Annotated in this window: 14 protein-coding genes, 1 pseudogene and 1 riboswitch; of the genes and pseudogenes, 8 read left to right on the top strand and 7 right to left on the bottom strand. The window is 72.4% G+C overall.

The features are described 5' to 3' along the window. The first annotated feature begins 175 nt into the window (after window positions 1–175). Window positions 176–1,024, top strand: coding sequence for a Cof-type HAD-IIB family hydrolase (locus tag ACSUPV_RS16630; RefSeq protein WP_031117010.1), 849 nt, complete (start codon window positions 176–178; stop codon window positions 1,022–1,024). Here the strand turns inward: ACSUPV_RS16630 and ACSUPV_RS16625 are convergent. Continuing rightward, window positions 988–1,752 carry a transglycosylase SLT domain-containing protein gene (locus tag ACSUPV_RS16625; RefSeq protein WP_436947744.1) on the bottom strand — a complete coding sequence of 255 codons (765 nt, stop codon included), beginning with the start codon at window positions 1,750–1,752 and terminating at the stop codon, window positions 988–990. The genes ACSUPV_RS16630 and ACSUPV_RS16625 overlap by 37 nt on opposite strands. 3 nt (window positions 1,753–1,755) lie before the next feature. Further along, window positions 1,756–1,934, bottom strand: a riboswitch (cyclic di-AMP (ydaO/yuaA leader). Between the two features lie 503 nt (window positions 1,935–2,437). Here ACSUPV_RS16625 and ACSUPV_RS16620 point away from each other — a divergent pair. The 4 genes from ACSUPV_RS16620 (at window position 2,438) to ACSUPV_RS16605 (ending at window position 6,847) form a co-directional block, all read left to right on the top strand. Next, window positions 2,438–3,448, top strand: a complete 1,011-nt coding sequence (locus tag ACSUPV_RS16620; protein WP_031117008.1) for a polyprenyl synthetase family protein — start codon at window positions 2,438–2,440, stop codon at window positions 3,446–3,448. A gap of 233 nt (window positions 3,449–3,681) precedes the next feature. Beyond that, a complete protein-coding gene (locus ACSUPV_RS16615; RefSeq protein ID WP_436947743.1) occupies window positions 3,682–4,950 on the top strand; it encodes a LolA family protein in 1,269 nt (422 codons plus the stop codon). 45 nt (window positions 4,951–4,995) lie between these two features. Further along, window positions 4,996–5,982, top strand: coding sequence for an ATP-binding cassette domain-containing protein (locus ACSUPV_RS16610; protein WP_436947742.1), 987 nt, complete (start codon window positions 4,996–4,998; stop codon window positions 5,980–5,982). Next, on the top strand, window positions 5,969–6,847 hold the full coding sequence (locus tag ACSUPV_RS16605; RefSeq protein WP_037763573.1) for an ABC transporter permease: 879 nt from the start codon (window positions 5,969–5,971) through the stop codon (window positions 6,845–6,847). Before ACSUPV_RS16610 ends, ACSUPV_RS16605 begins: the two co-directional genes overlap by 14 nt. A 3-nt stretch (window positions 6,848–6,850) precedes the next feature. On the opposite strand, the gene ACSUPV_RS16600 is transcribed toward ACSUPV_RS16605, so the two are convergent. From ACSUPV_RS16600 to ACSUPV_RS16590, 3 genes are all read right to left on the bottom strand, one after another. Beyond that, complete coding sequence (locus ACSUPV_RS16600) at window positions 6,851–7,432, bottom strand: flavodoxin family protein (RefSeq protein WP_031117004.1); 582 nt, start codon at window positions 7,430–7,432, stop codon at window positions 6,851–6,853. Between the two features lie 107 nt (window positions 7,433–7,539). Next, complete coding sequence (locus tag ACSUPV_RS16595) at window positions 7,540–8,781, bottom strand: amidase (RefSeq protein ID WP_436949907.1); 1,242 nt, start codon at window positions 8,779–8,781, stop codon at window positions 7,540–7,542. Continuing rightward, complete coding sequence (locus tag ACSUPV_RS16590) at window positions 8,778–9,281, bottom strand: DUF6668 family protein (RefSeq protein WP_037763575.1); 504 nt, start codon at window positions 9,279–9,281, stop codon at window positions 8,778–8,780. The genes ACSUPV_RS16595 and ACSUPV_RS16590 overlap by 4 nt, the downstream gene beginning before the upstream one ends. Before the next feature lie 160 nt (window positions 9,282–9,441). Here ACSUPV_RS16590 and ACSUPV_RS16585 point away from each other — a divergent pair, with 160 nt between their 5' ends. Further along, window positions 9,442–10,659: a tetratricopeptide repeat protein gene (locus tag ACSUPV_RS16585; protein WP_436947741.1), complete on the top strand. Its 1,218-nt coding sequence runs from the start codon at window positions 9,442–9,444 to the stop codon at window positions 10,657–10,659. A 45-nt stretch (window positions 10,660–10,704) separates the two neighbouring features. On the opposite strand, the gene ACSUPV_RS16580 is transcribed toward ACSUPV_RS16585, so the two are convergent. Both ACSUPV_RS16580 and ACSUPV_RS16575 read right to left on the bottom strand, forming a co-directional pair. Further along, window positions 10,705–11,655 (bottom strand): M28 family metallopeptidase, encoded by a 951-nt coding sequence (locus tag ACSUPV_RS16580; RefSeq protein WP_037763580.1) that lies wholly within the window; start codon window positions 11,653–11,655, stop codon window positions 10,705–10,707. 141 nt (window positions 11,656–11,796) lie between these two features. Next, entirely contained in the window at window positions 11,797–12,270 is a 474-nt protein-coding gene (locus tag ACSUPV_RS16575; protein WP_359784802.1) for a VOC family protein, read from the bottom strand. A gap of 21 nt (window positions 12,271–12,291) precedes the next feature. On the opposite strand from ACSUPV_RS16575, the gene ACSUPV_RS16570 reads away from it, so the two are divergent. After that, window positions 12,292–12,915 carry a CGNR zinc finger domain-containing protein gene (locus tag ACSUPV_RS16570; protein WP_359784804.1) on the top strand — a complete coding sequence of 208 codons (624 nt, stop codon included), beginning with the start codon at window positions 12,292–12,294 and terminating at the stop codon, window positions 12,913–12,915. On the opposite strand, the gene ACSUPV_RS16565 is transcribed toward ACSUPV_RS16570, so the two are convergent. Further along, window positions 12,902–13,375, bottom strand: a complete 474-nt coding sequence (locus ACSUPV_RS16565; RefSeq protein WP_031116995.1) for a winged helix-turn-helix transcriptional regulator — start codon at window positions 13,373–13,375, stop codon at window positions 12,902–12,904. The two genes, ACSUPV_RS16570 and ACSUPV_RS16565, sit on opposite strands and share 14 nt — an antisense overlap. A 91-nt stretch (window positions 13,376–13,466) precedes the next feature. Here ACSUPV_RS16565 and ACSUPV_RS16560 point away from each other — a divergent pair. After that, a pseudogene (locus ACSUPV_RS16560) lies at window positions 13,467–14,621 on the top strand (MFS transporter); the annotation flags it as partial. Window positions 14,622–14,665 lie beyond the last annotated feature (44 nt).

Raw genomic sequence — 14,665 nt, 5'->3', positions numbered from 1 at the left:
TCAACCTGACCCCCCGATCAAGTCCCCCCTGGACACTTGGAAGGTACCGCCCGAGACGGCCCCGACGGTAGGTAGCGGACCATGTTGTTGCCAACTGGTGCAGACGCCTTCAACCGGGCAATCGGCGTGCGCCGCGCGATGAAACGAAGGGGCGGGCTGTCCGTATTCTCTGATCATGGCCGCACCCATCTCATATTCACTCATCGCCACCGACCTGGACGGAACGCTGCTGCGCGGCGACGACACCCTCTCCGACCGGTCTCTCGCCGCGCTCGCGCGGGTGGCGGACGCCGGTGCCCAGCACCTCGTGGTGACGGGCCGGCCGGCACCGAGAGTGCAGCCGCTCCTGGACGACCTCCGCTGCACGGGGCTCGCGGTGTGCGGGCAGGGCGCGCAGGTGTACGACGCCGGCGCGGACCGGCTGCTGTGGTCCATCACCCTGGACCGGGAACTGGCGGAGACCGCCCTCGGCAAGATCGAGGCCGAGGTGGGGCAGGTGTACGCGGCGGTCGACCAGGACGGGGTCGACGGGCTCACGCTGATCGAGCCGGGCTACCTCATGCCGCACCCGACCCTGCCCGCGGTACGGGTCGACCGGCGCGACGAGCTGTGGGGCGAGCCCATCAGCAAGGTGCTGCTGCGCCACCCCTACCTGACGGACGACGAGTTGGCGGCGACGGCCCGCTCGGTGGTCGGCTCACTGGCGACGGTGACGATGTCGGGGCCGGGCACGGTCGAGCTCCAGCCGTGCGGGGTCACCAAGGCGACGGGCCTGGCGCTGGCCGCCGAGCACCTGGGGCTGCGGCCGGCGGACACCATCGCCTTCGGCGACATGCCCAACGACATCCCGATGTTCGACTGGGCCGCCCACGGCGTCGCGATGGCCAACGCCCATCCCGAACTGAAGGCCGTCGCCGACGAGGTCACGCTGTCGAACGAGGACGACGGCATCGCCGTCGTCCTCGAGCGACTGCTGGGCGGGGCGGTTCAGTACGGGCCGAAGACGTTGTCGATCGAGCCGTAGCGGTCGGCCGCGTAGTTGCAGGCCGCCGTGATGTTGGCGACGGGGTCGAACGGGTCGTAGGGGGTGCCGGGCACGTGGTAGGCGGCGAAGGTCGGGTCGATGACCTGGAGCAGGCCCTTGGAGGGCGTGCCCTTGGCGGCGTTGGAGTCCCAGTTGTTGATCGCCTGGGGGTTGCCGGACGACTCGCGCATGATGTTGCGGTAGATGCCGTCGTACGACCCAGGGATGCCCTTCTGGGCCATGATGTCCAGCGCCTCGCGGATCCAGCCGTCGAGGTTGTTCGCGTAGGTCTTCGCGGCGGCCGGGGTGGCCTTGGCGACGCCACCGGCCGGCTTGGCCGGGGCGGACGACTGCGTCGCCTTCTTCTTGGCGGCCGCCTTCGTCGTCGCCACCTTCAGCTTCAGGCCCGGGTGGATCAGCCGCGGGTCGTCGCCGACGACGGCGCGGTTGTCCTTGTAGAGCTGCTTCCAGCCGCCCGATACGTCGTACTTGTCCGCGATGCGGTAGAGCGTGTCGCCCTTGGTCACGGTGTACGTGAGGGACTTGGCGGGCTGGGCCGCCTGGGGTGCGGTCTGGGCGGCGGGGGCGCTCTGGGCCGGCTGGGCGGCGCCGGCCTGCGTCGCGCCGAGCAGCGGGAGGGTCAGGGCCGCTCCACCGGTGCCGACGGCGACGACACCTCGGGTGAGCGGGCTGGTTCTGGGCCGACGGTGCTTACCTCGTCCGGGCATGGCGATGTTCCTCTCCGGCGCCTGCGAGGTGAGCTGTCGGGTTCGGGCCGGGAGGTGCCCGGCCGCGCACGGCGCTGTGCTGCCGTGCGCGGCTTCACCCCGAGCCGTTCCACGTCGTGGACCGGCGACTTACCTGGGTCCCCCGCTCCTGCCCTGCGTGAGTGAGTCGGTGTGTGTGGGGAGTCCGGGCGGCGGCAGGATTCGGCGTCCGCCGGACAGGCCCGGAACGTATGCGAGAGCACATGTCGGGAACAAGCACCGGAGTCACACATTGCGCCGATCGACCTTGGTCAGGGGTGTTTGGACCCCTTGATCCTTTGCTGGAGCCAAGCCTCAACTGGCGTGTTGCGGAAGGAGGTACGAGCAGGTGCCGGGAGACGGCCGTCGACGGGGTGAAGTGACTCAACTCACTGATCACGAGCCGGAGCACAATGTCCCGCAAGGGGAATTTGCTTCATCAATACGGCAAATCGTGCATAGACCGCAACTTCCCGGAAAGTCGATAAATGTCTGCTCTTATGAGCTGATCGAAAACATAGAGGTCGTGATCGGATACCGCCCGGCCTGTAACCATGGGCGCTGGCGGTGATCGAAACGTGACCGGATACGCTGACTCGAGTGATGGCAGCGACCTATCGACAATCCGTGTGATCACCGGCAGACACCAGCAGACAGGAGACCCCTCGTGACCGACGTCGGGCCGTTCGGGCTGAGCGTGCGGGACCAGGCTCTGGAAGCCGATGTCCAGGCCGGGTTGGCGGCTGTCGAGGAAGGCTTGCTCGAGGCCACCAAGAGTGAGGTGCCCTTCATCACGGAGGCCGCCCAGCACCTGGTGCGGGCCGGCGGCAAGCGGTTCCGGCCGCTGCTCGTGATGCTCTCCGCCCAGTTCGGTGACCGGTACGCACCCGGGATCGTGCCCTCGGCCGTCGTCGTGGAGCTGACCCACCTCGCCACGCTGTACCACGACGACGTGATGGACGAGGCCGCCGTGCGCCGCGGCGTCGCGAGCGCGAACGCCCGCTGGGGCAACTCCGTCGCGGTCCTCACCGGCGACTTCCTCTTCGCCCGTGCCTCGCACATCCTGGCCGACCTCGGGCCCGAGGCCGTGCGGGTGCAGGCCGAGGCGTTCGAGCGGCTGGTGACCGGGCAGATCCTGGAGACGGCCGGTCCGCAGGACGGCCGGGACCCGGTCGAGCACTACCTGGACGTGCTGGGGGGCAAGACGGGCTCGCTGGTGGCGGTCTCCTGCCGGTTCGGCGCGATGATGTCCGGCGCCGACGAGACGGTGGTGGACGTCCTGACCCAGTACGGCGAGCGGCTCGGCGTCGCCTTCCAGCTCGCGGACGACGTCCTGGACATCGCCTCCGACTCCCACGAGTCCGGCAAGACGCCCGGCACCGACCTGCGCGAGGGCATCCCCACGCTCCCGGTGCTGCGGCTGCGCGAGCGGGCGGCCCGGCTCGGGCTCGCCGACGACATCGCCCTGTGCGAGCTGCTGGACTCCGACCTCACCGACGACGCCCGGCACGCCGAGGCCCTGCGCCTGCTGCGCGCCCACCCGGCGCTGGAGCAGGCCCGCCGGGACACCGTCCGCTACGCCGAGGACGCCCGCTCGGCGCTGGCCCCGCTGCCCGAATGCGCCGCGAAGACGGCACTCGTGGAGCTGTGCGACGCGGTGGTGCACCGGGCCGGCTAGCCCGGGGCTCCCCGCACGACCCCTACGGGTCGGGGGGGGAAGCCGCCCCCTCGTGTCATACCGCAGCAGTACGTGGAGTTGAGCCCGGGGTCTGACGTATCTCCCTGGCCGATTTGGTCAGATGGAAACCACGGAAAACACCACTCCTCACCTGTTCGGGTGAGAATGGCGGCTCAGGGACGAGTGCGTGGACGACACGGACAGCCGCCGCCGACCACGGAGGTAGGGCACACATGGCACCGTACGCATCCGACGACAACACGACCGCCGGGGAGGTCGACGAGCAGCGCTCCGGGCGGCGCAAAGCCGCTCGGTACGTCGTCCCGGTCACGGTGATGGGGGTGGCCGCCGCGACGATCGGCCTGGTCCCCGCGCTCGCCGACTCCGGCGACCCCGACCTCCCGAAGATCACCGCACAGCAGCTCATCGAGAAGATCGCCAAGTCGGACGTCGAGCAGCTCTCCGGCACGGTCAAGATCAGCACGGACCTCGGCCTGCCGAACCTCGGCGGCCTGGAGTCCAGCCTGATGTCCGGCGCCGCCGGCGGAGGCGAGGACGGTTCCTCCGCCGACCCGACGGCCAAGCTCACCGAACTGGCCTCCGGCACGCACACGCTGCGCGTCGCCGCCGACGGCCCCGAGAAGCAGAAGCTGTCGCTGCTGGAGAACGCCGCGGAGTACAGCCTCATCCACAACGGCAAGGACGTCTGGGGCTACGACAGCAAGTCCAACGAGGTCTACCACGGCACCGTCTCGCAGAGCGCGAAGGACGACCGGGCGCAGCAGCCGCCGGCCCTGCCGAAGGACTTCGCCGAGGAGGCCCTGAAGGCCGCCGACGACACGACCTCCGTGACCGTGGACGGTACCGCCCAGGTCGCCGGCCGGGACGCCTACAAGCTGCTCATCAAGCCCAAGCAGTCCGGCTCGACGGTCGGCGCGATCACCGTGGCCGTGGACTCCGAGACCGGCCTGCCGCTGAAGTTCACGCTGACCCCGGCGGGCGGCGGCTCCGCCGTCGTCGACGCGGGCTTCACGCAGGTCAGTTTCGCCGAGCCGGCCGCGTCGACCTTCGACTTCACGCCGCCCAAGGGCGCGAAGGTCACCGAGGAGAAGGACGCCGGCGAGAACTCCGGCAAGGACGCCGGCAAGGGCTTCGGCGAAGGCCTCGGGATGGACTTCGGCAAGGGCGAGGCACGCGAGCACGCCCCGAAGTCCAAGGAGGCCCCCGGCAAGGGCCCCGAGGGCATGAAGACCATCGGTGAGGGCTGGAACTCCATAGCCGTCTTCGACACTGGCGGCCAGGGCATGCCCTCCGGCGAGGGCGCCGGCGGCGACCTCGGCGGTTTCGTGGACTCGCTCGGCGACAAGGTCACCGGAAAGTTCGGCTCGGGCACGGTCTTCTCCACCCGCCTGGTCAACGCCCTGATGACGGACGACGGCAAGGTCTACGTCGGCATGGTCACCAAGGACGCGCTCGTGAAGGCGGCCGACGCCGCGAAGTAGTCCTGCCACGGGACGCAACGGGACGCAGAGAGAACGAGGAAGCCGATGGGCGAACCGTCCGCCACGGAGCCGGAGCAGGGCGGCGCGGGTGCCGCGGCCGGGGAACCGGTCATCGCCACCCGCGGACTCACCAAGCGCTACCCCGGCGGACAGCTCGCCGTCGACGGTCTGGACCTGACCGTCCCGGCGGGCAGCGTCTTCGGCTTCCTCGGCCCCAACGGCTCCGGCAAGACCACCACGATCCGCATGCTGATGGGCCTCATCGAGCCCACCTCCGGCACGGCGCGGGTCCTCGGGCAGCCCATGCCCAAGGCCACCCGCGCCGTGCTCCCGCACGTCGGCGCCCTCATCGAGGGCCCGGCCCTCTACGGCTTCCTCTCCGGCCGCGACAACCTGATCCGCTACGACTCGGCCGACCCCGCCGCCGATCCGCGCACCCGGCGGGCCCGGGTCGCCGCGGCCCTGGACCGGGTGGGCCTGACGGCCGCCGCGGGCAAGAAGGCCAAGGCCTACTCGCTGGGCATGAAACAGCGCCTCGGTCTGGCGGCCGCGCTGCTCCGGCCGCGCCGGCTGCTCGTCCTCGACGAGCCGACCAACGGCCTCGACCCGCAGGGCATGCGCGAGATCCGCACGCTGGTACGGGAGCTGGCCTCGGACGGCACGACCGTCTTCCTCTCCTCCCACCTGCTCGACGAGATCGAGCAGGTCTGCACGCACGCGGCCGTGATGGCGCGGGGCCGGCTGATCACGCAGGGCCCGGTCGCCGAGCTGGCGGCCGGGGCGCGCGGCCGGCTCGTGGTGACCACGCCGGACCCGGCGGAGGCGGCCCGGGTGCTGAAGGAGCAGGGTGTCGCGGACATCGCCGTCACCGACGACCGGGTGGCCGGCGAGCCACCGGACCGCGACCTGGCCGAGGTGAACGCCGCGCTGGTCACCGCCGGGGTCCGGGTGCGCGGTTTCACGGTCGAACGGGCCTCGCTGGAGGACGCGTTCGTGGCGCTGACGGGGGAGGGGTTCGATGTCGCGGGCTGACGTCGCGGAGCAGGTACGGCCGGTGAGCCCGCTGTGGACCTTCGGGCTGCTGCGCAACGAGCTCACCACCACGTTCCGGCGCTGGCGCACCCTCGCGCTGCTGGCCGTGCTGGCGGGCGTGCCGATCCTCGTCGGCATCGCCGTCAAGATTGAGACGGGCGACGGCTCCTCGCCCGGCGGCGGGGGCGGCGGGGGACCGGCGTTCATCTCGCAGATCACCAACAACGGCCTGTTCCTGGTCTTCACCGCCCTGGCCGCGACCCTGCCGTTCTTCCTGCCCATGGCGGTCGGTGTCGTCGCGGGCGACGCCATCGCCGGCGAGGCGAACGCCGGCACGCTGCGCTATCTGCTGGTCGCCCCGGCCGGCCGCAGCCGCCTGCTGCTCACCAAGTACGTGACGGTCGTCCTGTTCTGCCTGGCCGCCACGCTCGTGGTCGCCGTCTCGGCCCTGACGGTCGGCGCGCTCCTCTTCCCCCTCGGCGACCTGACGACCATCTCCGGTACGCGGATCAGCTTCGCCGAGGGGCTGGGCAGAGCCCTGCTGATCGCCCTGGCCGTGGCCGCGTCACTGATCGGCGTCGCGGCGCTCGGTCTGTTCGTCTCGACGCTGACCAACAGCGGCATCGCGGCCATGGCGACGACGGTGGGCCTGCTGATCACGGTCCAGATCCTGGACCAGATCCCGCAACTGCACGCCCTCCAGCCGTACTTCTTCTCGCACTACTGGCTGTCCTTCGCCGATCTGATGCGCGAGCCGGTCTACTGGGACGAGCTCGCCAAGAACCTGGGACTGCAGGCCCTGTACGCGGCGGTGTTCGGCTCGGCGGCGTGGGCGCGCTTCACGGCGAAGGACATCACAGCCTAGGGCTCACTCCTCGTACAGGAACCGGGCGAGCGGTGCCTCCTGGGCGAAGAACGTCTTCGCACGGGTCAGGGCCTCGGTGTCGTTCAGCACGTCGCCGGGCTTGCTGCCGTTGCCGAGCAGTACGCCGCCGAAGCGCATCCCCATGTACGCGGCCGAGTTGTTGAGCGTCCCGACCAGCGGGTCGGCGACCACCTGCTCCTGGTGCGCGAGGGCGGTGACGCCCCACAGGGTGCGCCCGGCCAGGGTCTCCTTGAAGTCGAGGCCGGGCGTGCGCAGCCAGCCCGACCAGTAGTCCAGGTAGCGCTTGGTGTGCGCGGAGACCGAGTACCAGTACAGGGGCGAGGCGATCACGATGTCCGTGGCCGCGAGCGTGGCGTCGAGCAGCAGGGCCACGTTGCCCTCGGTCGGCCGGACGTGGTCGCTGTCGTGGCGCAGGTCCTCGAAGTCCGGCACGGGATGCTCGGTGAGGTCGATCCACTGCTGTTCGACGTCCGGCGGCAGCTGCTCGGCGGCCCGGCGGGCCAGCAGCTCGGTGTTGCCGTCGGCGCGGGCGCTGCCCAGGACAAAGAGGAAGCGGCGGGTCATGGGGTCCCCCTGAATGCTCGGCGTACGTCAATTACAGGCGCATGCATCATATGCGCATGCAAGCAAACCCGCCAGAGGGCCTCGCGCCCGAATCGGCCAGGGGGTCTTCAGTTCCCAGTCCGCGCCTCCCCCTGACTGGCTTCCGCCTTCCGTGCCACCGCCAGCAGCAGCGCCTCCCGCCCGTGCCGTGCCACCAGGTGCAGCCCGGCCGGGCAGCCGTCGGCGCCGAAGCCCGCCGGGAGGCTCAGCGCCGGATGCCCGCTGAGGTTGAACGCCCAGGTGAGCGAGGTGGAGTAGCGGTCCCCGGGCCCTTCGTGGCCGTGCGGTGCGGTGGGCGCCGTCGGCGTGAGCAACAGCTCGGCCTCGGCGAACAGCCGGTCCAGCCGCTCGTTGTTCCCGGCCCGGACGCGATGGGCTCCGGCTAGGTCGAGGTCGAGGTCGAGATCGAGGGCGAGACCGGGCGTCGACCTGCTCCCGGACGCACCGGTGCCGAGCGACCGCAGCGCGAGCCACGCAGGCCCGGGATCCGTGAGCCGCAACGGCACCCGTGGCCGGACGAGCCGTACGACACCCGCCGCCACGAGCCGCTCCACCGCCGCCCGGGCCAGGGCGACCGGCTCCGGGTCGGGCCCGGCGAACCCGAGGTCGGGGGACCAGACGGCGGGGACGGGAAGGGGCGGCCGGGCGGCTGCAGGCTCGCCCGACACGACCTGCCACCAGACCGCCGCGTCCGACGCCGTCCGGGCGAGCACTCCGGGCACGGCGAGCCCCGTACGGTCGGCGGACGGCAGCCGTCCGCCCGTGGTCTTCAGCCCGACCACCCCGCACCACGCCGCCGGGATCCGCACCGACCCGGCCCCGTCGCCGCCCGTCGCCAGCGGCACGAGACCGGCCGCCACCGCCACCGCCGCCCCGGCCGACGAGCCGCCCGGCGTACGGTCGGCCCGCCACGGGTTGACCGTCAGGCCCCGGGCACCGAGCCCCCAGGTCTGCCAGGGCGTCCCCGGCCCGGGCACGGAGGTCGCCCCCACCGCGACGCACCCGGCCGCGAGCAGCGGCCCGGCCGCACGCAGCCCGTGCCGTCCCTTCACGGCGATCGGCACACCGGCCAGCGGCAGCGGCGGCGCACCTCCGGCCCGCCGGTCGAGCAGCGCGTCCACCTCACCGGCCCGGCGCAGCGCGTCCTCGTTCCACACCTCGACGAACGCGCACAGCTCCGGATCGGCCCGCTCGATCCGCTCCAGCGCCGCCCCGACGACATCGACCGCGCGCAGCTCCCGGGCCCGCACGCCCGCCGCGATCTCCCCGGCCGACAGGGTCTCCCCCGTGGGCAGGGGCACGGCCGTCAGCGCACCGCTCCCGTCAGCCGGAGCAGGGGCTCGGTCTCGCGCGGCGGACGGCCCAGCTCGCCGAGCCGCCAGGCCGGCACCCACGGCACCCGGTACACGTCGATGACCGACTCCAGGGACTTGATCCGCTGGGCGAGCGGGCGCGGCAGCCGGCCCGGGGCGTCCGCCACGAGCACGACGGCGTCCAGGTCGAGCCCCGCAGGCGCCTGGCCGCGCCGGAACGCCTCCACCGCACCGGCTGCCGTGTCGAGCCCGGCCGCGTGCGTCCGGGCGACCAGCAGCACCGACGCGGGCTCGCCGGGCCGGGGCCAGGCGCGGCCGCTGTCATGCCCGCCGTAGACCGCGGCGAGGGTGGAGACGCCCGCGCCGCCGTGCGTGCCGACCCAGGAGAAGCGCCGCGCCGCGGCATGGGCGTGGGCGGGCTCCGGCGACCCCGCCCCGGGTGTGGTCACCGGGCCGCGGATCCAGATCTCCGGCCCCTGTCGCATGCCTGTGTGCATGCCTTTCTCCTCCCTCGTGCTCCCGCTCCTCATGCCATCCGGAACGATCGGCACCGGTGTCGGTGGCCCTTGGGACGAGCCTGTGACACCGCGGTGACGTGAGAAACGGGGGCGAGCGGACACACTCGACAGTAGGTGTACGACGCCGAGTGAGGGGACGATGTCTCGACTCAGCCGCGAGAAGAAGCGGGAACAGCAGCAGGCCGCACGTGCGGCGACTCCGGCGGCGCCGATCGACGTCCATGTCCCCGGGGCCACAGCGGACACCGGAGAGGGCACGGGCGGGGCGTCCGACGGCGCGTCGGTCGGCGGGGTCCCGGTCTTCGCGGCCCCCGGCGAGGAGATCCAGCAGGCGGTCCTGAACCGCCTCCACCACCTGGCCCTCGCCACCGGCCACCCGGTCCTCGCCACGGTCCGCGACGAGCGCATCGGCTACGTCGTCCCGCTCCAGGTCGACCCGGACGGCTCCAGCCGCTTCTCGGCCGAGCCGGTGCGCACGACCCCGGCGGAGCATGAGCCTCCGCGCGGCGACAGCGCCACCCAGGTCCTGCGCACCGTGCCGGAGTCCGGCCACGGCACGGCCCCGACGTTCCCGCCGCGGGCGGTGCCCGAGCCGCAGCCGGCGGGCGAGCCGGTGCCGACGTTCCGGTTGCGGGCCGTACCGGAGGACGCGCCACCGGCTCCGGCCACGCCCCCGGGCACCGTCGCGCCCCCCACCGGCGAGTTCGGCCCGCCCCCGCCCATGGACGCGAGGCCGCTGCCCGTCCCCGAGGCCCCGCACGCTCCGCGACCCGAGCGGGTTCCCGACGCGGTCCTGGTGGCCGCCGAGGCCGAGGCCAAGCCGACCCCCGCCCGCGGCTTCGACGCCGTCGCGGAGGCCGTGCTCGGCGACGAACCCCTCACCGCCCCGGGCGACTCCACCGCACCCGCCCTCCTGGCGGAGCCGGTCGGGCGGATCAACGAGGCCGTGAAGGAGGGCCGGATCGACGCGGCGGCCGAGCTGGCGGACCAGACCGTCGCCCAGGCGTCGGGGACGCTGGGGCCGGAGCACCCCGAGGTGCTCCGGCTGCGCGAACTGACCGCGTACATCGCCTACTTGGCGGGCGACCCGCTCCGCGCCTTCCACCTGTCGCTCGACCTGGCCGGTGCCCACCGCCGCCGCGGCGACGCGGAGGGCGCCTACGGCAACGTGCGGAGCGCGGCCACCGCCTGGCGCGCGGTGCGCGACCCGGCGCTCGGGCTGGAGCTGGGGAGCGGCCTGATCGGCCTGTGGACGGAACTCGCCGCCGAGGACGGCCCGGCCGCCGAGGAGATCGAGGAACTGGAGTCGGCCCGCGCCCGCATGGGCCGTCTCACCGAGCGCGCCCGCGGCCGGTGACCGAGGGGGCCGCTCCGACGGCTCCCGTACCGGTAACCGCGGGGGCTACTCCGACAGCTCCCACACCGCGTGGGCGAGGGCGTCGCTGTTGCGGTTCAGGGCCGTGTCGTTGATGTTGGCGGTGGTGTCGCAGGAGGAGTGGTAGCAGCGGTCGAAGGCCTGCCCGGCCGTACCGCCCCACTTGGCCGCCTGCGCCGCCGTCTTCGTCCTGCTGGCCCCGGTGAACAGGCCGCCCACCGGAACGCCCGCGCTCTTGAAGGGCGCGTGGTCGGAGCGGCCGTCGCCCTCGGTCTCGATCTCCGTCGGGACGCCGATGCCGGTGAAGTAGTCCTTGAAGGTCTTCTCGATCGCCGGGTCGTCGTCGTAGACGAAGTAGCCCGGGTTCGGGGAGCCGATCATGTCGAAGTTCAGATAGGCGCTGATCCTCGAACGGTCGCCGGTGGCCAGCCGGTTGACGTAGTGGCGGGAGCCGACCAGGCCGATCTCCTCCGCGCCCCACCACGCGAACCGCAGGTGCTTGGTGGGCTTGTACTGGGCCCGGGACACGGCGAGCGCGGTCTCCAGGACGGCGGCCGAGCCGGAGCCGTTGTCGTTGATGCCGGGCCCGGAGGAGACGCTGTCGAGGTGCGAGCCGGCCATCACGACCTGGTTCGCGTCGCCGCCGGGCCAGTCGGCGATCAGGTTGTAGCCCGTGCGGCCGGAGGCGGTGAACTGCTGGACGGTGGTGGTGTATCCGGCCGCGTCCAGCTTGGCCTTCAGGTAGTCGAGCGAGGCCTTGTAGCCGGGGCGGCCGTGCGCGCGGTTGCCGCCGTTGGCGGTGGCTATGGACTGGAGCTGGGACAGGTGGGCCTTGACGCCCGCCAGGGGTATGTCCGGCGCGGCGGCCGCTCTCGCGGGAGCGGAGGACGCGGCGTCGGCCACGGCACCGCCGGTCAGGAGCATGGCTGTTGCCAGGCCGCCTGCCGCCACGGCACGCGCGGAAACGGAGAGCTTCATGTGGGGGCTCCGAGTTCCTTGGGAAGCCCGTGGGGTGTCCACAGGCAGCCCACGGTGAATGGGGTGCCTGGATGGTGAAGCTGTGACTGACTCTCCGTCAAGGCTCTTATCCGGCCAGGGCGTTGCCGTGGCCGACCCGGGTCACTGGACGCAGAACTCGTTCCCCTCCGGGTCGGCCAGCACGACCCACTCGCCGCCCTGCTCCTTCACCCGCCGCAGCACGCTCGCCCCGAGCCCCTCCAACCGTGCGACCTCCTCGTCGCGGCGTCCTTCGCCCGGGTGCAGATCGAGGTGGAGCCGGTTCTTCACCGTCTTGGTCTCCGGCACCCGCTGGAACAGCAGCCGCCGCCCGAGCCCGGTCCCACTCTCCTCCTCGAACGGGTCCTCGGGGTGCCGTACGGCGATCAGGTCCCGGAAGGCGCGGCGGCCGTGGAACTCGACCGTGGCCTCCTCGGGCAGGGCGCCGAAGCGGAGCAGCTTCTCGATGAGGGCGCTGTTGTCCTCCACCTCGTACCTCAGGGCGGCGGCCCAGAAGCCGGCCTGCGCGTGCGGGTCGTTGGCGTCGATGACGACTTTCCAGTGGACGGGGGCGGGCGATGCCGGTGTCTGCGTCATGTAACCACTTATACTGGTTAGGTGAGTGGACGCGCGGCGGAAACGCCGAACGAGCCCCCGGGGCTGACCCTGGTCTCGTCCGAGGGGAAGCCCTACCGCTTCGACCCGGGCGCGCTGTGCCTGGAGCTGACGACGACCGGCGGCCCCGGCGCCTTCGCGCGCTGGGAGGTGCTGCACGAGCCGGCCGACCTGCTCGCCTGGGCCGGACGCAGCCGCCTCCCGGCCGGGCTGGACCTCACGGTCACCGCCGGGGAGCTGGAGCGCGCCCGCGCCCTGCGCGACGCCGTGCTCCTGCTCGCCGCCGACCGCGCCCACGACCGCCCGCTGCGCACCGCCCACCTGGACGTCGTCAACGCCGCCGCGGCCGAACCCGCGCTCGTCGCCCGTATCGCGCCGGACGGCAGCCGCGCCTGGGCCCCGGGCGCCACCGGCACGCAGCTGCTCTCCACGGTCGCCCGGGACGCGATCGACCTGTTCACCGGCCCCCACGCGCACCGCGTCCGCGAATGCGGCGCCCACAACTGCTATCTGCTCTTCGTCGACACCTCCCGCCCGGGCCGCCGCCGCTGGTGCGCGATGGAGCACTGCGGGAACCGCGAGAAGGTACGGGCCCACCGGGCCCGCCAGGCGCCTAGGAAGCCGTAGCGGCCTCCGCGGTGGCGACACGGTCGACCTGCTCCTGGGCCTCCCGCGCGTCGTACGCGCTCCGGGCCGCCGCGATCTCGTCCTGGTGCTCCTCCGTCCAGGTCACCAGGGACTGGATCGTGGTGTGCAGCGTCCTGCCGAGGGAGGTCAGCTCGTAGTCGACCCGCGGCGGGACCACCGGGTGCACCGTCCGCTTCACCAGGCCGTCGCGCTCCAGCGAGCGCAGGGTCACCGTCAGCATGCGCTGGCTGACCCCGTCGATCTCCCGGCGCAGCTCCGTGAAGCGCAGCCGCCGGTTCTCCAGCAGCGCGATGACCAGCAGCGACCACTTGTCCGCGATCCGGTCGAGGATCTGCCGGACCTGACAGTCCTCGCGGGTGTCCCACTGGAAGGGGTCGGCGTCGCCGTGGTCGACGGTGCTCTCGCAGTTACTCGGTGACTTAGAAGTGCCTTCTTCCATGTCTGTCGATGCTGCCGCAGGGTGGTCCTGGTTACAAGAGGGAACCGACCCTCGCTTTCGTAACCGATCCCTACCAGAGGAGTGTTGATTCATGGGCACGCGTGCCTGGGCGCTGCTGCTCGTCCTGTGCGGAACGATCTTCCTCGAAGGCATCGACGTCGCGATGATGGCGGTGGCGATCCCGGCCGTCCGCTCCGACCTCGGCCTGACCACCGGCACCGCGGCCTGGGTGATGAGCGCCTACGTCCTCGGCTACGCCGGCTTCACCCTGCTGGGCGGCAGAGCCGCCGACCTCCTCGGCCGACGGCGGATGTTCCTGCTGTGGCTGACCGTCTTCCTCGCCTTCTCGGGGCTCGGCGGCTTCGCGACCGAGGGCTGGATGCTGATCGTCGCCCGGTTCGTCACCGGTGTCGCCGCCGCGTTCATGACCCCGGCCGCGCTCTCCCTGATCACCACGTCGTACGAGGAGGGCCCCCAGCGCAACAAGGCCCTGCTGGTCTTCGCCGGGACGGGCGCGGCCGGCTTCTCCCTCGGCCTGGTGATCGGCGGCCTGCTCACCGAGATCGGCTGGCGCTGGGTGTTCTTCGCGCCCGTGCTGATGGCCGCCGCCCTGCTCGTCCCCGCCGTCCGTCTGATCCCCCGGCGGGACGCCCCGCCGACCCGCCGCCGCGCCTTCGACCTGCCCGGCGCGATCACCGCCGCGGGCGCCATGCTGCTGGCCGCCTACACCGTTGTACGCCTGGAGCACGGCCTGCACGACTGGCCGCTCACCGTGGCCGCCGGGGTCGCGGCGCTGCTGTCGGGCTGGGCCTTCGTCGTGGTCGAACGCCGTTGCCCGGACCCGCTCGTCCGCCTCGGCATCCTGCGGCAGGGCCCGGTGGTGCGCGCCGACCTCGGGGCGCTGCTCTTCCTCGGAGCCTTCTTCGGCTTCCAGTTCGTCGTCACGCTCTACCTCCAGGAACTGCGCGGCTGGTCGTCGCTGCAGACGGCCCTCGCCCTGCTCGTCATGGGGATCGACGCCGTCCTCGCGCCGACGCTCACCCCGAGGCTGGTCGCCCGCTTCGGCAACGCCCGGGTGATCCTCGGCGGTTTCGCCCTGGCCGTGGCCGCCTACGCGCTGTTCCTGCCGGTCGGCATGGACTGGTCCTACGGGATGATGTTCCCGACGCTGCTGCTGTCCGGCCTCGCGTTCGCCCTGGCCTACGGGCCGCTGACCATCGCGGCGACGGACGGCGTCACCGAGTCGGAGCAGGGCCTGGCCGGCGGGCTGCTGACCACCGCCACGCAGTT

This window comes from Streptomyces sp. SudanB52_2052, from assembly GCF_964272415.1.
Classification (GTDB): Bacteria; Actinomycetota; Actinomycetes; order Streptomycetales; family Streptomycetaceae; genus Streptomyces; species Streptomyces olindensis.
This window is presented reverse-complemented; position numbering and strand designations above follow the sequence as displayed.